The sequence below is a fragment of the Hymenobacter koreensis genome (genome assembly GCF_039541855.1).
Taxonomy (GTDB): Bacteria; Bacteroidota; Bacteroidia; order Cytophagales; family Hymenobacteraceae; genus Solirubrum; species Solirubrum koreensis.
In genome coordinates this window covers 383,121-407,278 of sequence record NZ_BAABHA010000002.1, presented here as the reverse complement: position 1 = coordinate 407,278, position 24,158 = coordinate 383,121, and the positions used below count along the sequence as shown (strand labels likewise).

At 60.4% G+C, this 24,158-nt stretch carries 20 protein-coding genes; 5 read left to right on the top strand and 15 right to left on the bottom strand.

The window, feature by feature from the left end:
- Positions 1 to 63 precede the first annotated feature (63 nt).
- The 5 genes from ABD903_RS04635 to ABD903_RS04615 form a co-directional block, all read right to left on the bottom strand.
- Positions 64 to 3,054 carry an outer membrane beta-barrel protein gene (locus tag ABD903_RS04635; RefSeq protein ID WP_345221832.1) on the bottom strand — a complete coding sequence of 997 codons (2,991 nt, stop codon included), beginning with the start codon at positions 3,052 to 3,054 and terminating at the stop codon, positions 64 to 66.
- Between the two features lie 111 nt (positions 3,055 to 3,165).
- A complete protein-coding gene (locus ABD903_RS04630; protein ID WP_345221830.1) occupies positions 3,166 to 3,810 on the bottom strand; it encodes an O-methyltransferase in 645 nt (214 codons plus the stop codon).
- 345 nt (positions 3,811 to 4,155) lie between these two features.
- Positions 4,156 to 4,614, bottom strand: coding sequence for a YDG/SRA domain-containing protein (locus tag ABD903_RS04625; RefSeq protein ID WP_345221828.1), 459 nt, complete (start codon positions 4,612 to 4,614; stop codon positions 4,156 to 4,158).
- Positions 4,615 to 4,838: 224 nt separating this feature from the next.
- Positions 4,839 to 6,098 (bottom strand): M16 family metallopeptidase, encoded by a 1,260-nt coding sequence (locus ABD903_RS04620; protein WP_345223084.1) that lies wholly within the window; start codon positions 6,096 to 6,098, stop codon positions 4,839 to 4,841.
- Positions 6,099 to 6,251: 153 nt separating this feature from the next.
- A complete protein-coding gene (locus ABD903_RS04615; protein ID WP_345221826.1) occupies positions 6,252 to 7,292 on the bottom strand; it encodes a glycosyltransferase family 9 protein in 1,041 nt (346 codons plus the stop codon).
- 261 nt (positions 7,293 to 7,553) lie between these two features.
- On the opposite strand from ABD903_RS04615, the gene ABD903_RS04610 reads away from it, so the two are divergent.
- Positions 7,554 to 8,846 carry an aminopeptidase P N-terminal domain-containing protein gene (locus ABD903_RS04610; protein WP_345221824.1) on the top strand — a complete coding sequence of 431 codons (1,293 nt, stop codon included), beginning with the start codon at positions 7,554 to 7,556 and terminating at the stop codon, positions 8,844 to 8,846.
- 132 nt (positions 8,847 to 8,978) lie between these two features.
- On the opposite strand, the gene ABD903_RS04605 is transcribed toward ABD903_RS04610, so the two are convergent.
- From ABD903_RS04605 to ABD903_RS04590, 4 genes are all read right to left on the bottom strand, one after another.
- Complete coding sequence (locus tag ABD903_RS04605) at positions 8,979 to 9,539, bottom strand: DUF4252 domain-containing protein (protein WP_345221822.1); 561 nt, start codon at positions 9,537 to 9,539, stop codon at positions 8,979 to 8,981.
- A gap of 66 nt (positions 9,540 to 9,605) precedes the next feature.
- Positions 9,606 to 11,084, bottom strand: coding sequence for a hypothetical protein (locus ABD903_RS04600; protein WP_345221821.1), 1,479 nt, complete (start codon positions 11,082 to 11,084; stop codon positions 9,606 to 9,608).
- 90 nt (positions 11,085 to 11,174) lie between these two features.
- Positions 11,175 to 11,588, bottom strand: coding sequence for an EVE domain-containing protein (locus tag ABD903_RS04595; protein WP_345221819.1), 414 nt, complete (start codon positions 11,586 to 11,588; stop codon positions 11,175 to 11,177).
- A gap of 33 nt (positions 11,589 to 11,621) precedes the next feature.
- Positions 11,622 to 12,026 carry a hypothetical protein gene (locus ABD903_RS04590; protein ID WP_345221817.1) on the bottom strand — a complete coding sequence of 135 codons (405 nt, stop codon included), beginning with the start codon at positions 12,024 to 12,026 and terminating at the stop codon, positions 11,622 to 11,624.
- 236 nt (positions 12,027 to 12,262) lie between these two features.
- Here ABD903_RS04590 and polX point away from each other — a divergent pair, with 236 nt between their 5' ends.
- Together polX and ABD903_RS04580 are read left to right on the top strand one after the other, a co-directional pair.
- Positions 12,263 to 14,032, top strand: a complete 1,770-nt coding sequence (gene polX, locus ABD903_RS04585) for a DNA polymerase/3'-5' exonuclease PolX (protein ID WP_345221816.1) — start codon at positions 12,263 to 12,265, stop codon at positions 14,030 to 14,032.
- Between the two features lie 173 nt (positions 14,033 to 14,205).
- Positions 14,206 to 15,273 (top strand): glycosyltransferase family 9 protein, encoded by a 1,068-nt coding sequence (locus tag ABD903_RS04580; RefSeq protein WP_345221814.1) that lies wholly within the window; start codon positions 14,206 to 14,208, stop codon positions 15,271 to 15,273.
- A 105-nt stretch (positions 15,274 to 15,378) separates the two neighbouring features.
- Here the strand turns inward: ABD903_RS04580 and serS are convergent, their stop codons facing one another.
- The gene (serS, locus tag ABD903_RS04575; RefSeq protein WP_345221812.1) at positions 15,379 to 16,653 is read right to left on the bottom strand and encodes a serine--tRNA ligase; all 1,275 of its coding nucleotides are present in this window, start codon (positions 16,651 to 16,653) and stop codon (positions 15,379 to 15,381) included.
- A gap of 573 nt (positions 16,654 to 17,226) precedes the next feature.
- Here serS and rho point away from each other — a divergent pair.
- Complete coding sequence (gene rho, locus ABD903_RS04570) at positions 17,227 to 19,404, top strand: transcription termination factor Rho (protein WP_345221810.1); 2,178 nt, start codon at positions 17,227 to 17,229, stop codon at positions 19,402 to 19,404.
- Between the two features lie 76 nt (positions 19,405 to 19,480).
- Here rho and ABD903_RS04565 read toward each other — a convergent pair whose 3' ends face one another.
- Complete coding sequence (locus ABD903_RS04565) at positions 19,481 to 20,344, bottom strand: DUF3667 domain-containing protein (protein ID WP_345221809.1); 864 nt, start codon at positions 20,342 to 20,344, stop codon at positions 19,481 to 19,483.
- Positions 20,345 to 20,486: 142 nt separating this feature from the next.
- On the opposite strand from ABD903_RS04565, the gene ABD903_RS04560 reads away from it, so the two are divergent.
- Positions 20,487 to 21,152 (top strand): DsbA family protein, encoded by a 666-nt coding sequence (locus tag ABD903_RS04560; RefSeq protein WP_345221807.1) that lies wholly within the window; start codon positions 20,487 to 20,489, stop codon positions 21,150 to 21,152.
- A gap of 26 nt (positions 21,153 to 21,178) precedes the next feature.
- On the opposite strand, the gene ABD903_RS04555 is transcribed toward ABD903_RS04560, so the two are convergent.
- The 4 genes from ABD903_RS04555 to ABD903_RS04540 form a co-directional block, all read right to left on the bottom strand.
- A complete protein-coding gene (locus ABD903_RS04555; RefSeq protein WP_345221805.1) occupies positions 21,179 to 21,811 on the bottom strand; it encodes a hypothetical protein in 633 nt (210 codons plus the stop codon).
- Positions 21,812 to 21,886: 75 nt separating this feature from the next.
- Positions 21,887 to 22,771, bottom strand: a complete 885-nt coding sequence (locus ABD903_RS04550) for a UbiA family prenyltransferase (protein ID WP_345221804.1) — start codon at positions 22,769 to 22,771, stop codon at positions 21,887 to 21,889.
- Between the two features lie 125 nt (positions 22,772 to 22,896).
- Positions 22,897 to 23,682 (bottom strand): class I SAM-dependent methyltransferase, encoded by a 786-nt coding sequence (locus ABD903_RS04545; RefSeq protein ID WP_345221802.1) that lies wholly within the window; start codon positions 23,680 to 23,682, stop codon positions 22,897 to 22,899.
- An 11-nt stretch (positions 23,683 to 23,693) separates the two neighbouring features.
- A complete protein-coding gene (locus tag ABD903_RS04540; RefSeq protein WP_345221801.1) occupies positions 23,694 to 24,152 on the bottom strand; it encodes a hypothetical protein in 459 nt (152 codons plus the stop codon).
- Between the last annotated feature and the right edge of the window lie 6 nt (positions 24,153 to 24,158).

The following is a 24,158-nucleotide window of genomic DNA, read 5'->3' as shown; positions in this document are numbered from 1 at the left end:
CGGGCGTTTGCCCAAAAAGAAACCCGGCTTACGGGCCGGGTTTCGTGCGTTACAAGCCGCTCGTTAACCGCCGCCGGGAGGCGGGCCACCGAAACCGCCCGGCCGACCTGGGCCAAACCCACCGGGGCCGCGGTTGGGCCGGTCGTTGTCGGCGGGCGCATCAATGGGGCTGGGGCCACCGCCGAAATTGCGGATGTTGTAAGTGAACATCAGCATGAAGTAGCGGGTAAGGATGTTGGTGCGCACGTCTTCGGTGTAGGCGGCGGTGTTGTTGGGCTGAATGCTGTTGTTCTGTTTCAGCAAGTCAAAAGCGTAAAGCCGGATTTCGCCTTGCTGCTTGGCAAACACTTTTTTGCCCAGCGAAGCATTCCAGAGCACAAAGTTCTGGTTAAAGCCCGCCGACAGGCCGGTAAAAGCCACGTGGTTTACATCCGACTGCACCGTGACGCCCTTGGTTACAATCCAGCTGAAGCGCAGGGAGGTGTTCTGGCGGAAAAAGTCACGGTTAGAGGCCGGCAGGGCGCTGTTGCGTACGTACGTCTGGCTGGAGTTCGACGAGAGCGTGAAGTCTAGGTTCGGGCTGATGTTGCTGCTCAGCACGGCGCCGAAGCTGAAGCTGGGCGTGCGGCTGAAGTTGAGCTGCTGGCCCTCCACCCCGGTAATGGCCACCAGGCCCGGCGTTTGGGAGTAGCTGGCGCCGGCGTTCAGGTTCAGGTTTGATTTAACGAAAGTGAGGGGCAGGGTGTAATTGGCAAAGGAGCGCAAGGAATATTGCTCGTTCAGGTTCACCGGCCGCGTAATTTGGGCATTGGCCACAATGGGCACGCCGTTCAGCGTATCGGAGCGGGTAAGCACCTGGGTGCTGTTGCTGATGAAGTTGTCGGTGTACGAGCCGCCGATGAGGGCGAAGAACGAGGTCGACTTCTCCACGTTGGCGGCGGAATAGCGCAGGAACAGGTTCTGCGTGGTTTCCTGGCGCAGGTCGGGGTTGCCGGTCGTGATTTGCAGCGGGTTCGAGTTGTTCACCACTTCCTGCAGCTGGTTGATGCTGGGCGCGTTGGTGCGGGTGCGGTAGAACAGGCGCAGGTTTTGCTGTGGGTTGAAATTGTAGCGCACCTGGGCTTCGGGCAATATGTTAAAGAAGCTGCGGCGGGTGTTGGCTAGCTGCGGAAACTGCTGCTCGTTGCGCAGCTCGGCGTTTTGCACCGAAGCCCCTACCGACCACTGCAGCTCCCGGTCGTTGTAGCGGTACGTCAGGCCGCCGGTGTTGGTGAGGTAGCGGCTTTCGAATACGTTGCTCAGCGGAGCGTTGAACACGGTGTACTCACCCGTCAGCGGGTCGAGGTTGCTGGTGCGCCGGTCCGAATCGTTGGGCGTGTACGACAGGCCGTAGGATGCCTGCAACTGGCTTTTGGGGCTCAGTGGCTCGGTGTAGTTGGCGTTGCCGGTCCAGGCCCAGCCCACTTGGTCGAGGGCAGAAAACTGGTCGGTGCGGCTCACGATGGGTGGCGTACGCCGGGTGTAGTCTTCGTTAAGCGAGTTGAGGTAGTTTTCGGCCTCCCGGTCGTTGTAGCTCATGTTAAGGCCCAACGAGAAAGTGCGGCCGCGCTTCGTAAAACGGTGCCGGTACAGCAGCTGCTGGCCGAAATTAATGCCGAGGTTATCGGCGTTATAGTTGCTCAGGTTGGTGCTGCGCACCTCGCCGCCGGTTTCGCTGAAAGTCTGCGTGCGGAAGGTGGCACCGTTCAGGTCGTTGCGGCTGTCGTTGCTTTGCACCGAGAGGCGCGGCTGCCACAGCAAGGAGTTCAGCGAGTCGAACTTATGCTCCAGGCGCACATTAAAGCGGTTGTTGGTATTGGTGCTGCCCGTGAGCGAGTTTTCGTTGTACACCAGAAAGCGGCCGAGCGAATCCTGCGCCGTGTAGGTGCGGTTGGTAACGCTGCTGAGCGTGTTGGTGCTGCGGTTAAAAAAGTAGCTGGCTTGTATGTCAGTTTTCTTGCCCCAGGCGTCGGAGTAGTTCAAGCCCAGGGCGTGGGTTTGCGAAATACCACCGCTTTGGCCCACCAGAAAGTCGCTGGCGTTGTTGCCGCCCCCGCCCTGGCCGCCACCACCGGGGCGTCCACCGCCGCCGCCGGGACGTCCGCCGCCCCCGCCGCCGCGGGCCGAACTGCCCACCACGCCCAGCAGGTCGTCGGTACCAAAGTTCTGCTCGTTCACGTTGTTGCTCTGGGCAATAAGCGAGATGCGCTGCCGGCCTTTAAACGAGTTGATGTTGCCGCTGGCGCGGTAGCGGCTCCGGTTGTCCTCGCCGAGCCCGGCGCCAGCTAGCACCCGCCCAAACTGCCCGTTACGGAATTGCGGCTTGGTAACGATGTTGATGGTTTTCTGCTGGTTACCGTCGTCGAAGCCCGTAAACTGGGACTGGTCGGAGGAGCGGTCGTACACCTGAATCTTATCGATGGCCTCGGCCGGCAGGTTCTTGAGCACCGCGTCGGGGTCGTTGCCGAAGAACTCTTTACCGTCGACCAGCACGCGCTGCACCTGCTCGCCCTGGGCCTGCACCTTGCCGGTGCCGGGGTCCACGGTTACACCGGGCATTTTGGTAATCAGGTCCTGGGCGTTTGCGTCGGGGTTGGTTTTAAAGGCGCGCGAGTCAAACTGGGCCGTGTCGCCCTTCTGTACCGCCGCCGCCGCTCGGCCCGTTACTTCCACGCCGCGCAGCGTTACGCCGCTGCCCTGAAGGGTAAGCGTACCCAAGCCCAGCGGTGCCCCATTCACCGTTACGGCCCGCTTGAGGGTTTGGTAGCCCAAAAACGACACCGTTAACCGGTAACGGCCCGATTCGACAGCCGGAATGGTAAAACTGCCTTCGGCATCTACGGGCGCGCCGGTGCGGGCCGAGTCGGGGCTGAGGCGGGTGAGCAGTACGTTTGCTCCAATAAGCGGTGCCTGGTCTTTGCCGTCGAGCACGCGGCCGCTGACCGGGTACGTTTGGGCCGTGGCCTGCGCTGCCGTTAGCAGCAAGGCCAGCAGCCAGAGTATGCGTTGATTCATGGGGTGGGGCAGAATAAGCTTAGGGCTTCGACAAAGCCCGGGCCCTTATGTTTAAGACCCGCTTATACGCAGCTCGCCGTAAAACGTAGTTTTTCGGTAAAAACCCGATTTCTAGCGTTTTCGCACTAGAAATAAACCGTCGCGCAGGGGTAAAAAAACATTCTCCACCCGCTCGTCCTGCTGCACAAAGTCGTTGAAGTCGCGCACGGCCTGGGCGTCTTTGTCGGCCGGTTTGATGGCGTGCGAAGGCAGCACCTTGCCGCTCCAAAGCACGTTGTCGATAAGGATAAAGCCACCGGGCCGCACCTGCGGCAGCACCAGATCGTAGTACACGCGGTTCCGGATTTTGTCGGCATCGATGAACACTAGGTCCCAGGTTTCGGTGAGGGTGGGAAGCAGTTGTTCGGCGTCGCCGATGTGCAGGTGGATGCGCCCGGAAAAGCCAGCCTCGGTAACGTAGCGCTCCACGCGGCTGCGCAATTCGGGGTTTTGCTCCACGGTGTGTAGCTCGCCGCCGTCGGCCAGTCCTTCGGCCATGCACAGCGCCGAGTAGCCGGTAAATGTGCCCAGCTCTAGCACCCGCTGCGGCCGCACCATGTGGCTGATCATGCTCAGCAGCCGCCCCTGAAAGTGCCCCGAAAGCATGCGCGGCATGAGCGTTTGCAGGTGCGTCTCGCGCACCAGGCGGCTCAGTAGCGCCGGCTCGGGCGAGGTGTGGTCGTCGGCGTAGGCTTGGATTGCGTTGGCTTGATCCATCAGATCAGGTGCTGGTTACGTAAAGCCGCCAGGCCATAAACAAAGCGAGCGGTACAAATAAGAAGAGAACCACGTGCCATAGGTTGGTCGCCGGTAGCTCACGGCTTTGCAGCAAGTAGGTGCGTCGGCTGGCACGGTAGCGGTGTGCCACAAAGGCATGCAAAGTCAGAAAAGCTAAGAGCACTGACCACGGCGGGAACTGTACTGAGGTGTCAAACGCCGTCAACACCAGCAGGAGCAAGACCCAAATACTAAACAATAGCCCCAGTACGAGAACGGCGTATACACGCGGTATGTCGTGGGGGCGCCGCCGGTACATCGTTACAAAAAGTGAATCCAGGTACTTCATACCCCAAACCGAACAGGTACTAGCCGAAACCGCCACACATTCACCCCTGACTTGCCGGGGCCGTACTCAAACCCGGTTACGCAGTAAAGGCCTTCGTAGCGGAATACCTCGGTGCCGAATTCGTCATCGAATACTTTGCGCAGCACCCGAACGGGCAAACCGGTTTCCGCGCTTTTCATCAAGGCCAGATTCCGGTCGTTTTCGGTTTGCGGGCTGATTTGGTGGCCGGTTTTTAGGTCGCGCCCGCCCTGACCGCTGTAAATGATTTCGTCCTCACCGAACACGTCATCCTCGTACACCTGCGACATCACGATGCTTTCGGCGCCGGTGTGTTGCGAGCCGGCAATGCCCGCCCGCACCGGCCGGTGCATGCCGGTTAGCCGCAGCTCCAGCCGCGAGCGAAACGTGTCGCCGGGTAAATACGAGCCGATGTGACCGAAGCGGCTGGTGTTCATTGGTTGTTCGTTGTATTGTACGCGGACCCCACCCCCGTCCCCTCCCCCGTAGGGAGGGGTGCGTTCTGGAAATGAAGTCGTCTGGCACCCCTCCCTACGGGGGAGGGGACGGGGGTGGGGTCGAACGAAACGACCAGTACACGGACCTGAGAACTGCTATAGGTGTTAGTTGTCGTTTTTTGCGCGTTACAGTGTGCTCTGACAACTGACAACTGACAACCCATTTACTGGCTGCGCCGGGCGCTTTTCTTCGATTCCGGCACGTACTGCAGCATGCTCAGCTGTTCTTCGCGCAGCACGTCGTTGGCCAGTTCCTGCAGCTCGGGCGCCGTTACCTGCTGAATCCGCTCGAATATCTCGTTCAGGGACTCTACGTGGCCCAGGTCGAGGGTGCTTTTGCCGAGCAGTTGCATCAGGCCGCCGTTGCTTTCCTCAGCCATGGCCAACTGACCCATGAGCTGCTGCTTGGCTACATGCAGCTGGCTGGTGGTAAGGGCTTTGTTACGCAGGTTGCGCAACTCCTTGAGCACTAACTGTGTGGTGCGGTCCAGCTGGCCTTTTTCGGTGGCGAAGTAAATACCGAACAAGCCCGTATCGGTATAAGGCGAGTAGGTGGCATCGATGCTGTACACCAGGCCGTACTTCTCGCGCACGCCCATGTTGAGGCGGGAATTCATGCCGGGGCCGCCCAAAATGTTCGTTAGCATAAAGAAGGGCAGGCGTCGCGCATCGGGTAGGGCGTAAGCGGCGCAACCAATCAGGCAGTGCGCTTGCGTAATGGGCTTTTCTACTAGCTGCTGCGTGGGCGTATGCACCGAAAAAGGCGTGCGCGGCCGTTCGCCGGTTTGCGCCGGCAACGGGGCCAGGTACTTATCGGCCATGCGCTTTACCTGCTTAAAGGGCAGGTTGCTAACGGACGTAAAAACCAACCGGTCGGTGCGCACCTGCTCGCGCAGGAACCGCTGAAAATCGGCCTGCTGAAAGCCCGATACACTTTCACGCGTGCCCAGAATGTTGTGCCCCAGGGCGTGCTGCCCAAATACCACCCCGTCGAAATCGTCGATAATGGCGTCTTCGGGAGCGTCGAGGTACATCGACATTTCCTCCAGAATAACGCCGCGCTCCTTCTCAATCTCCTTCAGCGGAAAAACAGAATGGAACGTGAGGTCGGTGAGCAGCTCAAAGGCCCGCTCGAAGTGGGTGCTGAGCAGCGAAGCGTAGAAGCAGATTTTTTCCTTGGTGGTGTAGGCGTTCAGCTCACCGCCCACGTTTTCCAGCCGGTTCAGAATGTGAAACGACTTGCGCTTTTCGGTGCCTTTAAAGGCCATATGCTCCCAGAAATGAGCCAAGCCGTACTGCTCCGGCTGCTCGTCGCGCGAGCCAATGTCGAGCAGAAAACCGCAGTGCGCAATTTTGGTGTGCGGCACCTGTTTATGAAGCAGCCGAATGCCGTTGGGGTACTCGTGAAGGTCGTAATCGAGCATGTATGGAAGCTGGCGCCGCCCTGCGGTAAGGCAGAACAGGCGCATAAGAATAACGGAAGAAACGTCGGCCACCGGCTAGGCAAGGCCGGCCGGGGAAAGTCTGCAAAGATAGACCGCCAAGGGCCGACAATAGTTTAGAGGAAGTGCGTATCCTCAGGCGCTTACCAGCTGTTCGGCCTCGGCCAGCACAGCTAGTAATTGCCGGGTTTCGATGCCGTGGGCGCAGTAGAAGTGCCCCAACGGGCATTTGGCGTAGCCGTGCAGCCCGCACGGCTTGCACGACAACTCTTCGCGCAGCTCCACCACGCGCGCAAACGAGCTGAGCGGGCCAAAACCGAAATACGGCACCGTAGAGCAAAACACAGCGCAAGTAGGTGCATCGACGGACGAGGCCAAGTGCTGCGGCGCGGAGTCGTTCACGTAGTTCAGCACGGCCCCGCGCATGAGCGCCGCCGAGGCCAGCAATGACAGCTTGCCAGCCAGGTTCTGCACGTTATGGCGGTTAGCGGCCTGTCTGAGCTCTTCGCAGGCGGCCACATCGGGCGGGCCGCCCAGCAAGAACACGGTGTAGTGCGGCGGCAAAGCGGCCAGCAGCTTCAGCCATTGCTCCTGCGGGAATTGCTTGGTAAACCACACCGACGTGGGCGCAATGCAGATGTAAGGCGCGTCACCGGACGACTGAACCACTTGGGCCGCGGCGGCTTCGTCGGCAGGGGAGGGGTAGAGGCGGGGGCGGGTAAGCGGGCCGGCAATGCCCGGCTCCAGCAAACTCAGGTTGCGGCTTACTTCGTGCAGGCCCGGCGCGAAGCCGTGCGGTACGCGGTGGGTAAAGGCCCAGCTCAGCGGGTTTTTATCGAAGCCGACCCGCTCCTTGGCGCCTGAAAAGGCGGTTAACAGGCCCGTGGAGGCAAAGCGCTGCAAGTTGTACACCCGCTCGTAGCGAGCGGCGCGAATTTCCCCAAGTAGGCGCCACAACCCTTGGTATTTCTCTTTTTTCTTGTCCCACACCAACACCCGGCGCACGTGCGGATGCCCCTGCAGCAGCCCTTCGTTGCCACGCCGCACCAGCACGTCTACGGGCGTATCGGGTTCGGTTTCGTGCAGCCGTTCCAACAGGGCCGTGGCCAGAATAACATCGCCGATAAAGGCAGTCTGAATCAGAAGAATCGCACGGTTGGTGGGCAGTGGCGGCATATAGCTGGGGCAGGATTACAAATATACCGCCGGGTCCGCGCACCTGCTAGTGCTTGTACTATTCCTGAACTGTCGACGTTTTCTCAGGCTGCTGTTTCCACGAAACGGGTTTGCCCACCGAAAATTTGGCGAAGGTAAACGCTCGGTCACCGTAACAGGACTACGTAACTGGTTCGAAGAAACCGTGCATCCTCCCAACTCCCATTAACTTGCAACCGCCCGCCCCGGCGGCAGTCTTTCCCGAGCTTTTAACCCGATTTCATGCGCTACGGCTCCATTTCCCCCGACCTCTTTACCAATAACCGCCGCAACTTCGAGCGGCAGCTGCTGCCCGCTTCGCTGGCCATCTTCCACTCAAACGATGTGATGCCCACCAACGCCGATGGTACCCTGGCGTTCCGGCAGAACAACGACCTGTTTTACCTGGCTGGCGTCGACCAGGAAGAAAGCATTCTGCTGCTCTTTCCCGACGCCAAGCTGCCCCAGTACCGCGAAATCCTGTTTCTGAAGGAAACCAGCGAGCATATTCTGGTGTGGGAAGGCTACAAGCTCACCAAAGAGCAGGCCCGCGAGCAGTCGGGAGTGAAAACCATTATGTGGCTCGACTCCTTTAAGCAGGTGCTGCACGCGCTCATGAACGAAGCCGAGCACGTGTACCTGAATACCAATGAGCACATTCGGGCCGTGGTGGAGGTGCAAACACGCGACGCCCGCTTCATCCGGGAAATTCGGGAGCAGTATCCGCTGCACAATTACAAGCGCGCCGCCCCCATCTTGCACAACCTGCGCGCCATTAAGCACCCCGAGGAAATCCGACTGATGCGCCGGGCCTGCGAAATCACCGGCAACGCCTTCCGCCGCTTATTGGGCTTCGTGAAGCCAGGCGTAATGGAGTATGAAATTGAGGCCGAAATCGTGCACGAGTTCATCCGCAGCGCCTCCCGCGGTCCGGCTTACGGCAGCATCATTGCCTCGGGTGCCAACGCCTGCATTCTGCACTACGTGAGCAACGACCGGGAATGCCACGACGGCGACGTGCTGCTGCTTGACTTCGGCGCGGAATACGGCAATTACGCCGCCGACCTCTCGCGCAGCATTCCGGTGAACGGCAAGTTCACCGAACGCCAGCGCCAGGTGTACGAGGCCGTGCTGCGGGTGATGAAATTCGCCAAGTCGCAGCTGGTGGCTGGCAACAACATTGAGGAATACCACGCCGCCGTGGGCCGCACTATGGAGCAGGAACTCATCGGGCTGGGTCTGCTCAACCAAGGCGACGTGAACAACCAGGACCCCGCCGCGCCGCTCTACAAGAAGTACTTCATGCACGGCACTTCGCATTACCTAGGCCTCGACGTGCACGACGTGGGCGCCAAGTACCGCGTTTTCGAGCCCGGCATGGTGTACACCGTGGAGCCCGGCATCTACATCCGCGAAGAAGGTCTGGGCATTCGCCTCGAAAACGACGTGGTAATTACCCGCTCCCAGTGCGAAGACCTGATGGAGGACATTCCCCTGGAAGCCGACGACATCGAGCGACTGATGGCGCGCAGCTAGGCCTTCGACTTTGCTCCCGCTGAATCCCGTGCGGTAGCGCATAAACAGCTGCAACAGCGCAAAAACCCCTCGGCCCCGGTTCGTGTGTACGAACCGGGGCCGAGGGGTTTTTGGGAAATAACGGACCCAGTGTTACTTGGTGATTTCGCCCGAAATGCCGGGCAGAATTTTGGTTAGCTGATCGAGCTGACTCTGCGTAAAGTCGCCGCTGATGGCCATGAGCACAAACGAGTCGGGCACGTCTTCCTGCTTCCCAGTGGCTACCACTTCCCGAATACGGTCGCCGCTGCGGCGTACGGCGTAGCGGTACTGGGTACCGGCGTTACCGGCTGGCTGGGCCGCCAGCGGCTCATACCGCTCGCTTTGGAGTAGCCCGTCTACTTCGGCGGTCAGGCCCCGCTCGGTGAGGTTGCGGGAGGTGCTGGTGGTGGGGGCAAACGTAATGGCCCGAATGGAGCGCACGGCCGTAAGGGCCTGCACGGCATCCGTGTCGGATATTTTGCCCACCCGCGCCAGCAGTACGCGCGTCAGCAAGTTCGGCTCGAAGGTGGTGGCGCGGAAACCCGAGCGGCTTTCGTATTTATTGAAGAACTCGGCTACGGTGCGGGCCGGCTTCTCGGGGCCGGCAGCCCGGCAAGCGCCCAGCCACACGAGCACCAGCAGCGTGCAAAGGCGAAAAAGTCGCGTGTTCATGGCAGCGGAAGTAGGAGGTGAAACAGTATGCATGTCTCCGCCTACGCGCCAGGGGTGGGTTGGGGTTTAGTCGAAGGCCACGGCATTTACAAAAAACACCTCGCGCGAGTCGCCACGCTCGGGCCGAACCCGGTGGTAGCCAAAGGCCAGAAAGCGGCTGCCGTACCAGGGCAAAATGCCTTCCTGGCTCGTGGTGACGATTTTTTCCTTGCGCCCTTCTAAGTTGGTCAGAATGGGTACTTGCAGGTCATTCGACGCGGGCGCGGTACGGTCGATAATTTTGTAGCGCACAAATTCTTCGTTCGTGTAAGCCAGCGCCAGCCGCTGGCCGTCGGGCATGGGGCGCACGCGCACGGTTTCGGCCAGCGTGTATTTATCGGCGTTCTTCAGCAGAAAGCTGTTGTCCCACAGCAGGGTGCCGTTTTTGTCGAAGCCGCACACAATGGCCTGGGTAGAGCGGTAGCCGTCGAAAGCACGCAGCGCGTAGAGCATGGTGCCGTAAGGCGAATCGTAGCGGTAGCGCGGGTAATACACTTCGCCCACCAGCACGTGGCCCTGCTGAAACGGTATCAGGCGGTGAGTAAGCAGGCGGTAGTGCAGCCGAACTTCGCGGCCTTCGGCCCGGCGCTTAGCGGCGCGGGCCCGCAACCGGGCCGCCCGCTCGGGCTTCATGAAGTCAAAGAAATGCTTCAGCGTCAGAAAATCGTAGAAGCGAAGCGGCGTCCGCAGCGTGGCCGCCGGCGTAATGTCGGTGGCAAACAAGCCTTGGGAATAGCGCGGGTCGCGCAGGGTATAAGTGCCTGTGAGCAAACGGGAAACACTGTCGCCGGGGCTTAGCTCGGCCGTAATGAGGCCCCGCTCGCTTTCTGCCTGAATAAATTGCGACCCGAGCAGCTTGCCCTGCGCTGATAGCTGCTTGATTTGTAGCCGCGACCGGTACCCGTTGCTTTGACTGAGCACAAAAGCCAGCCGGTTGCTCACCGAGTCGGCCAAAAAAGTGAGTTGGGTGGGCAAGGGCTCGTAGAGCGAGGTCAGAAGCCGGAATTGCTCCTGGGCCACGTCGAGGTGCAGCACCGTGAGGTGGCCATCGACCTCCACGGTAGCGAAAAGGTTGCCGCTCAGCGCTTCGAGGCTGAATACGTCGTCTACCTTCTCGGTGTCGAAACGGTACTCGCGAAGGGCGCCGGTGCGCATGTTCACGCGCAGCAGCAGCAACTTGGCCGCGGAGTATTGCGACTGAAACAGAACGTAAGCATACGGCAACTCCGCGCTGGCCTGGCTGAGAACGTACTCGCGTGGTACCGGCAGCTCGGTGTGCTGCATGGGCTCCAGCTTCGAACTGTAGTGCAGCAGCGCATACGTTTCCCGAAACGAGCCCCGCGCTATGCTTTCCGTAACCAGCGCCACCGAGCTGTCGGCCAACGGCAGTACGCGTACGTCGCTTTCCTCGGCACGCATGAGCAGCTCCAGGCGCGCGGGCTGGGTAGGCTGCGCCCGTAACGCCAAGGGAGCCAGCAGTAATACCCAAAGCAGTAAACGTTTCATAGCAGGCAAACAAGAGCAAAGCGGCGCATGTACAAGATACGACGAAGCGGCGGGAAAAAACGCTTTTCCGGCGCCGTACCCGGCAACTGACTACGCGTGGTGAGCCAGCTCCAGCAGTGCGTCGAACTCGTCGCTGCGCAGGGGCATAACCGACAGCCGCGACTGCCGCAGCAAGCCCATTTGCTGCAGGCGCACATCGGCTTTAATAGCTGCCAACGACACGGGCCGCGGCAACCGCAGCTTGGGCTGCAGGTCCACGGCTACCCAGGGCGTGTTGGGTTCGGCGGTGCGGTCGGGGTAGGCGGCGCGGGCTACTTGGGCTACGCCCACCACTTCTTTATCGGATACGCTGTGATAGACCAGCACTTGGTCGCCGGGCTGCATTTGCGCCAAATAATTACGTGCCTGGTGGTTGCGTACGCCGGTCCAGTCGGTTTGGCCGTCGCGCTCCAGGTCGGTCCAGCTGTAAGCGGCGGGTTCAGATTTTACGAGCCAGTAATTCATGGGCGCAAGCTACAACGCCGGCCCGGTGCTTCGCTACTTGGCCGGCACCGGCAAGCGCCGTACCTGCAGCAGCTCGGGCGTGGCCGACACGACTTCCAACAGGTAGTCGGGTTCGCGCTGGTCGTTCAAGGAAATGCGCAGCACCCGTTCCCTTTCGGCAGTCCAGCGGCCGGTGCGGCCTTCCATGCCATCGGTGGGCGCTATGTCGTACTGGGTAAACAGGCCGTTTTGGTCGAAGGCAAAGCCGGTGCGGCCGCGCGAGGGTTTAAAACTGTAGGTATTGGGGCGGTACACCAGCACGTCGCCCTGGTCTTCTTCGTGGGCATGCAGCCAGGTGCGGTAGAGTACTTTCATTTCGGGGGAGCTGGCCACATCGTTGCGGCAAGTGCTGGAGAGCAGCAGCACGCTAAGGCAAAAAAGCAAGACGGAGAGTCGCATAGGTCGTAACATACGCAATCTGGCAATTGAATGGTGCTTACTGGCCAATACGGCTTGGCCGCAGCGCCCCGGGCGCGCAACCGATGCCAGCTACGCAAGCCCAGGGGTAAAGATACTGCGGAGGCCTTAGGCAGTAAACGTAGGGAAATCGTATTCCAGTGGGTTCGGCCGCAAGATTTGCCAATAAATAGCCCGCTACGGCCGAACAATCAGCCCCCAGAACCTAGCTTTGCTCCATGGAAAACCGTGCCCTGATTCGTGCCTTTCGCCTGATGGCCCAACTGCTGGAGCTGCACGACGAAAACCCCTTTAAAGTGCGGGCCTACGAAGGCGCCGCAGCTGCACTTGAGCGGCTGGAGGTGCCCTTGGCTGGCCTTGACCCGGCCGAATTCACGACCACCGGCGGTTTGGGAAAGAGCGCGGCCGTGGCCGCTACCGAGCTGCTGCGCACCGGCACGTTTCCCGAACTGGCCCGTTTACAGGAGCAAACCCCGCCCGGCGTGGTGGAAATGCTCAGCATCAAGGGCCTCGGCCCGAAAAAACTGCGCGTGCTGTGGCGCGAACTGGGTGTGGAAACGATTGACGCGCTACGGGAAGCCGGCGAGCAGAACCGCATCAGCCAACTAAAAGGCTTCGGCCAGAAAACGCAGGAGGCCATTTTGCAGGTAATTGACTTCACCGACCAAAGCCGGGGCAAACTCCTGCTGCCCCAAGCCCAGCAGCTGGCCCAGCAACTAGTAGACGCCCTGCAACAAACCTTGCGCACCGAGCAGGTTAGCGCAGCCGGCGAGGTGCGCCGTGCCCTGCCCGTGGTGGAAACCGTGCGCGTAGTGGCCGCTACCACTCAGCCGTGGCAGGCCCACGAGCTGCTGAACGCCACCGAAGGCCTGGTGGCCGACGACGCCCATTCCGGCCCTTTCGCTTGGCGTGGCACCGCTGCGGCCTCCGGTGTGAAAGTCGAAATTCACTTGGCCAAGCCCGAGAACTATACCAACTGCCTGTTCCTGCAAACCGGTTCCGAGGCGCATTTGGCCGCCTCCTTAGGCGACAAAGCCCCCGCCGCCACGCTCCGGGAACTGGTGCGCCGCACCAAGTTTTTCAGCGAAGAAGCCCTTTACCAAACCGCCGGCCTCGATTACGTAGTGCCCGAAATGCGGGAAGGCGGCGAGGAAGTACTGGAAGCCCGGGAGCACCGCCTGCCCACGCTGCTCACCGATGCCGACCTGCGCGGCTCCTTGCACAACCACAGCACCTACTCCGACGGCGCCCACTCGCTGCGCCAAATGGCGGAGTTTCTGCGCGAAGGTGGCTACCAGTACCTTGGCATCTGCGACCATTCCCGCGCCGCGCACTACGCCGGCGGCCTCAGCATAGAGGAAGTGCGCAAGCAGCACCGCGAAATAGATCAGCTGAACCAAGAGCTGGCGCCGTTCCGCATTTTCAAGGGCATCGAGTCCGATATTCTTTCCGACGGCTCCTTGGATTACCCCGACGATGTGCTGGCCGAGTTCGATTTTGTAGTGGCCTCGGTGCACAGTGGGCTGAAAATGGACCAGGAACGCGCCACCGAACGGCTCTTGCGGGCCATTGCCAACCCGTTCTGCACCATGCTAGGTCACCCCACGGGCCGGCTGCTGTTGCGCCGCGAAGGGTACCCTATCGACTTCAAAGCTGTTATCGACGCCTGCGCCGAGCACAAGGTGAGCATTGAAATCAACTCCAACCCCTGGCGCCTCGACCTCGACTGGCAGTGGGTGCGTTACGCGTTGGCGCAGGGCGTGAAGCTGAGCATTAACCCCGACGCCCACCACACCGACGGTTACGCCGACATGCGCTTTGGGGTGCTACAAGGTCGCAAAGGCGGGCTAACGGCTGCCGCTACCGTTAACGCCCTTACAGCCGACGAACTGGCTGCTTTTTTTGAGGAGCGCCGGGCCCAGGCTGTCAAATTCAGCGGGAAAACAAACTCAAAGAAACCCGTGGACCTCGGCCCGCTGTTTAACTAGCCGGCACGAAACTCCTTTCCTCCAATTGAGGAGAGGACCATGGTAAGGCGGTGAACTACCGTCGCTGGAGTTGTGCTGGGCAGGCGTTTCGAGCTTGCCCGAGCTGTTTACTCGTTGCGCCATATCTCTTCTTATACAACCGGAAAAAGGAGCTAGCCTTCGTCCTCGCATCCGTGAAAATCCTGATCCTGCGCTTTTCCTCAATCGGCGACATTGTACTGACGACGCCCGTGGTGCGCTGCGTGAAGCAGCAGGTGCCCGGGGCGCAGGTACACTTTTGTACCAAGCCAGGCTACCGGGGGCTGCTGGAAGCGAATCCGTACGTCGACAAGGTGCACTGCCTAACGGGGTCGTTAGACGAGTTGGTGGCCGAATTGCGGCAGGAGCAATTCGATTTCGTTATTGATCTGCACCACAACCTGCGTACGCTGCTCCTGAAAGCCCGTCTGGGCCGGCCGTCGGCCAGTTTTAATAAGCTGAACTGGCGTAAATGGCTACTCGTGAACCTGAAAATTAACGTGATGCCGCCGGTGCACATTGTGCAGCGTTACCTGGCCGCGGCCGCCCCTTTGGGCGTGCGCGACGACGGCCGCGGCCTCGACTACTTTATTCCGCCGGCACAGGAAGTAAATACCGAGCAAGTTCTGCCCGCGCCGTTTCGGGACGGTTATGTAGCCTTTGCCATTGGGGCGCAGCATGCTACCAAGCGCCTGCCGGTGGAGCGCATTATTGAGCTGTGTGCGCAACTGCAACGCCCCATTGTGCTGCTGGGCGGGCCCGAGGATGAAACCGTGGGCCACGTGGTGGAGCTTCATTTCGAGAACCTGAAGGCCGCCGGTAAATTGCCCGCCGCCGCACCCAGCTTGCCCAACAGCCCATATTATTTCAACAAAACGGCGCTGGCTCCGTCGCAAACTCTTATTTACAATGCCTGCGGGCGGTTTACGCTCCATCAATCGGCGTCGTTGGTGCGGCAGGCCCAACTAGTCGTTAGCCACGACACCGGCCTGATGCATATTGCAGCCGCGTTCAAAAAGGAAATCTTCAGCGTGTGGGGCAACACCGTTCCCGCGTTCGGCATGTACCCGTACCGCACCGAGTTTCGCCTGCTGGAAGTGGAAGGCCTGGCTTGCCGACCGTGCTCTAAAATCGGCTACGAGAAGTGCCCGCAAGGGCACTTTCGCTGCATGCGCGACATCCGCTTCGACCTGGATTTACCCCCCGCCCGCGACGGACGCTAATGCCCAATAATGGGAGTTAATATGCGGGCCGAATGATGCGTTTTGGGCCGATAAAAAAGCCGGGCTGGTATAAACCAGCCCGGCTTCCTTTCAGCCAAGGGGCAATTACCCAATCTGCTCAAACCCACAGTAGCGGTGCAGCACCTGCGGCAGGCGGATGCCATCAGGCGTTTGGTTGTTTTCCAGCAAGGCGGCCACAATGCGCGGCAAGGCTAGGGCCGAGCCATTAAGCGTATGCAGCAGCTGATTTTTGCCGTTGGCGTCCTTGTAGCGCAGCTTGAGGCGGTTGGCCTGGTAGGTTTCGAAGTTCGAGCACGACGATACTTCCAGCCAGCGGCCTTGCGCGGCACTCCACACCTCTAAGTCGTAAGTAAGAGCGGAAGTGAAGCCCATGTCGCCGCCGCAGAGGCGCAATACGCGGTAAGGCAGCTCCAGCTTCTGCAACAGTCCTTCAATGTGGCCCAGCATGCGCTCCAGCGTGGCGTAGCTGCGTTCGGGCAGGTCTATTTCCACGATTTCAACTTTGTCGAACTGGTGCAGGCGGTTGAGGCCGCGCACGTGCGCCCCCCACGAACCCGCTTCGCGGCGGAAGCAGGGCGTGTAGCCAGTGTTGCGAATGGGCAGGCGGTCCACGCTCACCACTTCGTCGCGGTAAAGGTTGGTAATGGGCACCTCGGCCGTCGGAATCAGGTAGAGGTCATCGGCGGTGGCGTGGTACATCTGGCCCTCTTTGTCGGGCAGCTGACCGGTGCCGTAGCCCGAGGCTTCATTGATAAGAATGGGCGGCTGTATTTCGGTGTAGCCGGCCGCCATGGCCTCGTCGAGGAAAAAGTTGATGAGGGCCCGCTGCAACCGGGCGCCCTGGCCCTTGTACACGGGAAAGCCGGCGCCGGTAATCTTGTTGCCCAGCTCAAAATCGATGATGTCGTACTTCTTGATCAGCTCCCAATGAGGCTGGGCGCCTTCGGGCAGCGTGGGCTGCACGCCTACTTCGCGCACCACCTCGTTGTCATCGGCCGAGCGGCCCTGGGGTACGCTCTCGTGGGGCAAATTAGGCAGGCGGTAAAGGGCGTTCTGCAGTTCGCTTTCTACCTGGGTTAGCTCCTCAGCGGCGGTTTTGGTCTGGCCTTTAAGCTCAGCGGTGCGGGCTTTCAAGGTTTCAGCTCCGGCTTTGTCGCCGCTTTTCATTAGTCCCCCAATCTGGCGGGCCAGCTCGTTGGCTTCGGCCTGAGACTGGTCGTGCTCGGTTTGCAGCTGCTTGCGGCGCTGGTCCAGCTCCAAAATGCGCTGCACCTCGGCTTCGGCGTTGGGGTAGTTTTTTTTAGTAAGGCCGGCCAGCACACGGTCGGTTTGCTCTTTCAGGACGGAAACTTGCAGCATACAGAAGCGACAATACGCAATGGAACGGGGCAAAAGTAGCAGTTTTCGCCCGCGGCAAGGAAACGATGCTTATATAATCGGCTCTAATGGAAGCGGAAAACCAATGTTGGATATGCGCTACGCATAACCAAGTTGCACAGTAAGTGCCAAACCCGGTGCGATGCTACACTGCCCTTGGTCAAAACTAAGGGCATCGGCTAATATGTGCCGCAGCTAGCTGATGAAGAGGTTGTAGCTGGCGCGGGAGCAAGTCCGGGGTGTAGGTTTTCAATCTATACGAGCAGGAAATACAAACTTCAGTTCGCCAATCACAAAATCAACGTATCTTGTTGGGCGATTTAGGCGTAATGTGTAACATTGCGCTAGCAAGCCGGCCACTGATGCCGGGTCCCGCCGGGTGCTACACCCGTGCTGCCGCGGCCCGATTGATTCCAGTACCGGAGTCCCTACTTGTTTTTTCCCTTGCCCCGCGCGGATGCGCCCCGCCTTTTTGGCTTTTCCATTGATGCCGCCGCTGTTTGCGCGGCCATCGTAGGGCGCGGCCACCCAATTATCTTCCTCCCATACCCCTGTATGTACACTATTGATGAGCTGAAGGACCGTTTGCTGTCCGAGCTGAAAGAGGTTGCCGAATCCTTGAACGTTGGCAATTTTCGCCGCCTAAGCAAGCAGGACCTCATCTACAAAATTCTCGACCAGCAGGCTATTACGCCGCCCGAGCAATTGCCCAGCAAAAACCGGCCGGCCGCCGTTGTTGCCACCGAACCCGTTGCCGCTGCTCCGGCTGCGCCAGCCCGTGTAGAGCGGCGTCCGGCCCGTACGGCTGCCCCCGCCCGCACCGCCCCCGTAGCCGCTTCTGCCGAGGTTGTGGCTCCAGTTGCAGCGGAAGCTCCAGCTGCAGCGGAAGCTCCAGCTGCCCCCGTCGCGCCTGCTGCGGCCCCCGCCGTAAACGGCCGCGCTGCCCGTCCGGGCCAACGCCCTGACCGCCGCGCCCGGCCCACAGCGGCTCCGGCAGAGGCCTTGTCGCCCGGCGTAACGATTGACGCCCCCGACTCTCCGGCCGCTCCGCAGCCCGTAGAGGTACCGGCCGTAGCCTCGGTTGCGCCCGATGCCACCGCGCCGGTAGCCACCGAGCCCCAAACCACCGAGGCATCCCGCGAAAACCGCCCGGCTGCGGCTCAAGCGCCCGTACAGCCCCCGGTTCAACGCTTTGTAGTGCCCCAGCCTGGCCGCACCATGCGCGAGCCCCGCGAAGGCCGTCGCGATGATTTCCGCCGCAACCCAGCCCCAGTAGTAGCTCCCCCCGAGCCCGGCGCCGAGCTGCGCGAAGTCCGCGACCCGCGTGAACAGCCGGCTGTTCCCGGAACCGAGCAACGGGCTCCGCTGGCACCGCAACCCCAGCGCGACGGCCGCGACCCGCGCGACCAGCCACGCCGCGACGACCGTTTTGGCCGCGACCCGCGCCAACCGCGTATGGACCGTCCGGAACGCCCAGACCGCCCAGATCGTCCCGAGCGCATGGAGCAACAACGCCCTGATCAGCGACCCGACCGCCCGGAGCGCACCGACCGTCCCGATCAGCAGCAACGCGGCGACCAGCCCCGCCAGCAGCAACCGCCGCGCGTGGAGTCGCTCGATATCGTAATTCCGAGCGAAGGCGCCTTGGAAATGATGCCCGACGGTGGCTACGGCTTCCTCCGCTCGCCCTACTACAACTACTTTGCCTCGCCCGATGACATTTACGTGTCGCCGCAGCAGGTAAAGCAGTACTCGCTGAAGGCCGGCGACACGGTGAAGTGCTCGGTGCGTCCGCCCAAAGAAGGCGAGAAGTACTACGCGCTGGTTTCGGTGGAAAGCATCAACGGCCGCTCGGTGGAAGATGTGCGCGACCGGATTTCCTTCTCGCACCTCACGCCGCTTTTCGCCGATGAGCGCCTGAAACTCACCACCACGCCCTCACAGCTTTCCACGCGCATCCTCGACCTGTTTGCCCCCATTGGCAAAGGGCAGCGCGGTCTGATTGTGGCTCAGCCGAAAGTGGGTAAAACGGTGCTGTTGCAGGAAATTGCCAACGCCATTGCCGAAAACCACCCCGAGGTATACCTCATCGTGCTGCTCATCGACGAGCGCCCGGAGGAAGTAACCGAGATGCAGCGTACGGTGAAAGCCGAAGTACTCAGCTCGACCTTCGACGAAACGGCCGACCGCCACGTGAAAATTGCCGGCATGGCCCTCGACAAAGCCAAGCGCCTCGTGGAGTGCGGCCACGACGTGGTTATCCTGCTCGACTCGATTACGCGTTTGGCTCGCGCCTACAATACAGTGCAGCCTTCGTCGAGCCGTATCCTGTCGGGTGGTATCGATGCTGGGGCCCTGCAGAAGCCTAAGCGCTTCTTCGGTGCGGCCCGTAACGTGGAAAACGGCGGTTCGCTCACCATCGTGGCTACCGCCTTGGTAGACACCGGCTCGAAGATGGACGAAGTTATCTTCGAGGAATTTAAGGGTACCGGTAACATGGAACTGGTACTGGACCGCAAACTGGCCAACAAGCGTGTGTTCCCGGCCATCGACGTACCGGCTTCGGGCACCCGCCGCGAAGACCTGCTGATGGGCAAGGAAGAGCTGAGTCGCACCTGGGTGCTGCGCAAGTTCATGTCGGATATGTCGGCCACGGAGGCCATGGAGTTCCTCAAGGACCGCATGCGCGGCACCAAGGACAACCTGGAATTCCTGGTGTCGATGAACGGCTAAACGCCTGCCTTCTAGTATCAAAAAGCCCGCTGAAACAATTGCAGCGGGCTTTTTGGCTTTTATGGTTAGCCGAAATTTAAATCGACCAGTACGTTACCATGAACAGGACGAAGCGGTACGGAATAACCAACGCCACTAGGAAAAAAGCCGTCATCAAGGTGGCCTTCAGCACTCGTTTCCAGAGGGGTTGCGTGGGAAAGGCGCCGCCCATGAACAGGGCGAAATAAGTGGTAGTCAGCGCAAACATGACACCGGTGATGAGGTCGTTGCTGATGAAAACCGGCCGCGTTACCGGCAGCAGCCTTGCGGTGAGGGAAAACACGGCGGCCGCCCCAAAAAGCAGCAAAATGCCGCCGAACATGTAAGTGCTCAACGTCAGCCACTCCACAAAATAGCGCCGCTGCCGCCGAAACAGCAGCCACAAGGGCAGAGCCAGCATGGGAATGAACAGAAAAACCAGGCTCTTGGAGTACACGTGAACCAGTGTATCGAAGCGCGTGGTAAAGTCGGCCAGCGAGAGAGTGGCTTGGGCTAAGCGTTTGTCGAGGAGACGCTGGGCGAAACCTCCGAAGCCAGAACCCAGGTGATACTGAAGCTTGGTTTGGAAAGGGCTGAAATGGGTAAAGCCGGCCACGAGGTAAAACAGCAGGTTGGTAATCAGAAACAGCTGCATGGGCGGCGCGTGGTGTACCCGACGCCCCTGTAACCACTCGGCGGCCAGCCAGCCCGGCCGACGTACCTGCCACCACAAGTCGCGCAACACGCGCAGATCAAAGTGCGTGACGGTATCGACGGCGTGCTCGAGAAAGTGCTTGAGGGAATAATCGTGGCGGTTAAGGCGTTTCTCGCCGCACTCCGAGCAAAACGGGCCGTGTAAAGGGGCCCTACACGTGGCACACGTACCAAGGGATTCGGCAACAACCGCAGCGTGAGCTGACATAAAGCAATACCTATAAAAGCGGAAGCGGAATATAGACAGAAACCCACGCTTATGCTGGTCTTAAGGACGGAAAGGCCCCTTTTGTCAGGTAACGTGAGGCGGTGCGGAGGCCAGCACCGACGCTAATGCCTATGTTTGGCCCATGGAAACACGCGCTGCCCTGCCCGACGCCCAACTGCTTTACATATTCGATCCGCTGTGCGGCTGGTGCTTCGGCATGAGCCCGGTAATGCAGCAACTCGCCGCCGAATACGCCGAGCGGCTGCCTATTACGGTGCTCAGCGGCGGCATGGTAACCGGCGACGATGTAGGACCAATACGTGAATCGTGGGACTACATCGGGCAGGCCTTGGTGCAAGTGGAGAACGTAACGGGCGTGCAATTCGGCTCTGCGTTCCGGCAACTGGGCGAGGAGGGCAGCTACATTAACAACTCCGAGCCGCCGAGCCGGGCGCTGCAAACATTCAAACAACTCGATCCGCTAGGGCGCGAAATAGCCTTTGCGCACGCCATTCAGCAGGCACATTTTGGCGAAGGCCGCGACCTGAACGCTGCCGAAACCTATGAGCAGTTGGCGCTGGCGTTTGGGTTGGATGCAGCAGAATTCCGCCGGTGGTGGGACAGCGACTCCGTGCGGCAAGCCACGCAGCAGGAATTCGAAGTAGTACAGCGCCTAGGGGTGCAAGGTTTCCCTACGCTGATTTTTGCGCACGGCCAACAAGGGTACGTGCTGGCTCGCGGCTACCAACCGTACGAAACCCTGAAAGCGGGTATAGAGCAATTGCTGCACGACACGGCTAAAGAATAGCTGCGGCCGCGGTGCCGGCAACCGCGTTAACCCCCAAACGAGCCGTAGCGCACCACCTGCTTGCGTAGCGGCGACCACGCAATGCGGCGGCCGTCTTCCTTGCCCACCAAGTATTGAAAGGCTACCACACCCGTGCGGCGGCGCAAATCATCCCACACGGCGCGGTCCACGGTGCCCGGCTGGTAGCTTTCCTGCGGGCCGATGGCGGGAGTACGGAAGTTTTTGTCAGCGAAAAACTCATCCATGCGGCGCCGAATGTAGGCTTCGCGCTCAGCCTTGGTGGCGCCGGGCTTCTTCATCTCGTACACCATGGCCGCCTCCAAGTCGGCCGACGACAGGGCTTCGCGGAAAATTACGGTGCCGTCGGCGGCAGTTATGCTGAACGTGGCTTCGCTGCTCAGCAACGAGTCGCCGCGTAGCACCAATTGGAACAAGTCCGGCGCGGTGGGCGAGGAGAACAAACGGCGCTTGCGCACCGCTTTTAGGGTATCGGAGGTGGCATGGGCGACCGAGGCGGCGGCGGTATCCATGGGTTCAACCGGTGCCGCGTCGGACGAGTCGGAGGCGGCGGGTGCGCTGGTGGTGCGGTCGGTGGTGGGGGAGGAGCACGCCGCCAGCAGCGCAACGAGCAAGGGGAATGTGCAGTAGCGCGTTAGCATGATAGATGGTACGATAGGGGCAGCCGGTACGTTTACTCCGCAGGAATACGGACTTATAACGGCTTGTTTAACTCCTTAGTGCATCCAGTAACGCAACGCCAGCATCAACAGAAAGGCTGCACTCAGGCACAACGACGACACCTGGTTCATGCGCATGGTACGGCGGAAATCGGCGGCGGCCGGGTTGTTCCAAGCTTGCCACGCCCAACGGCTGAACAACGCCACTACGGGCAGCGTAGCCACGGCAAACACCACCAAGTTGCGCGGTTCCGCGCGCCACACATAGGCCGCGCCCAACACCGCAGCGCCTAGCAACAGCCCGCCAGCCGCAAAAACAAACGTACCCCGAATGCCCAGCAACAAACTCAGGGTTTGGTCGCCGCGGCGGGCGTCTTCCTGGTGCTGGTATACCTGCGTGAGCGGGTAAGAGCCGCATAAAAACAGACTGCTTACCAGGGCCAGCACCAGGTTTTGCGGCGCGTAGATTTCGGCGGCAGTAGCGCCCACGGCCACCTGCGTCATCCAGAAAGTATAAGCCCCCTGAAAAACCACAACCACCAGCGTACTGATGATGGGGTACTTTTTCAGGCGAATCTTATCGTAGCTGTACGCCTTCGAAACCAGCAGGTAGCCGGCCATCAGCAGCGCAAACGGCCCCGAAACCAGCAGCGCCCCCAGCACGGCCAGGGCATCAAAAAGTACCACCAAGTGCCACAGCTCGCGAGTAACCTGCGGTGGGCGTTCTAGCCCGCCGATGCTACCCTCGTCGCGGTCGAACCAGGAGTTGTACCCGTTGGAAGCCGGATAAGCCAACAGGTGAATGACGAGGAATACCGCCGCCGCCCGCCCCCAGGAAAACGGTTCACGCAGCGCACTCAGCGCAAACCAGAACACCGGCATGAGGTACACCGAAAACGGGATGCGTAACAGCAGCAGAGCGCGACGGTAGGCTGGGAGCATAGAAGCAAAGCGGGCGGGCCGCCGAATGTAGCGCGAACTTTTAGTTCGCATTTCCGGGAACTGCAATTTCCGCGCACTGGCAGCACACGCGGCCATGCTGGCCGCCTGCTAACGGCCCTTGCGGGCTATTTCGGCCAGCCCACGAGGTAAGTAACCTCAGGGCCCCAGGAGTGGCGTTTTTTGCCGGCTTGCCAAACGTACCGCTCCTCGGGGTCAGCGCGGCGGGCCAAGGCAAGTAGCGTATCAGGCGGGTACATGCGCAGAATGCTGATCATGCCGTCCCAAATGGTAAACAGCGGAATGAGCGGTAGGAGGTACGTAAACACCAGCCGACTCAGCCGAAACGGCCGGATAAAGGGCGTAATGAGCAGCAAGGCCACCGGCATAACCGTGCAGGCCAGCAGTAATTCGAGCCAGTGCTTGCCCGCCCCTTCGAATACCCCCACGCCGCGCCCAGCCAGTACGGCGTCGCGCAGCAGGGCTTCGGCCATGGCCGGCCGGAAGTGGTGGAAAGCCGAAAACACGGCTCGAAAGCCCGGTAGTTCGGCCGGTACCTGCAAGGCATTTACCGATGCGGGAGCAAAGCCGATAGCACCGCCTGTTTGGCGCCGGATGTGCGCCCAGGCTTCAGGCTGCGGGTATAAATCGGTGAGCGTGATGCAGGCTTCGGCCAATCCTAACTTCTGCAGGGTCAGTAATACGTCTTCGGCACCGCCACCGGCTCCGGCACACAACTCCAGTACGTTGGTTTGATCGGTGCGGCGCAATCCTTCGGCCAGCAGCGGCGCAATGGGACGGTAAGTGTGCAGCCGCGTAATCATGAAGCGCAGGTAATCCATCATGCCTGCCCGAATGACCGCGGGAAACCACGGCTGGTCTTCAAACTCAAACAAGTGCAGGCGAAGCTTCACGGAACGAACGGTTACGAGTGCGTGGCGCTACGCTCGAAGTAAAAGTAGATGGCTGCACAGGCTGCCAACACCGGGAACCCGATAAACAAACGGACGTTGGCCGTTACCTGAGGGCCCATTGCCCACTTGTTCCCCAATGCCTGGCATATGAGGTACAGCATCACCACCAGAACCAGCTGGCTTAGCAATACCAGCCACGGCTGGGCGCGGCGCTCCAAGAGGTAAGTAATGGTTCTATATATCGGAGTAAAAACGGCCAGCAGCACCAGGCCGCCCAGCAGAAACAGCAGCCAAAAAGTTAAGCCGGCGCTCAGGTACTGTCCTAGGTCTGTTGCCAGCGAGTCATTATTCCCGCCGGTTATGCGCATATCGTATCGGTATTCACGCCACGTAAACGCAACGGCCGAGGTGAGCGAGCCACCCAGGCAACTGGTTAAATAAGTGTAAATCGTTTCGCGGGTAGGGTTCATGCCAAA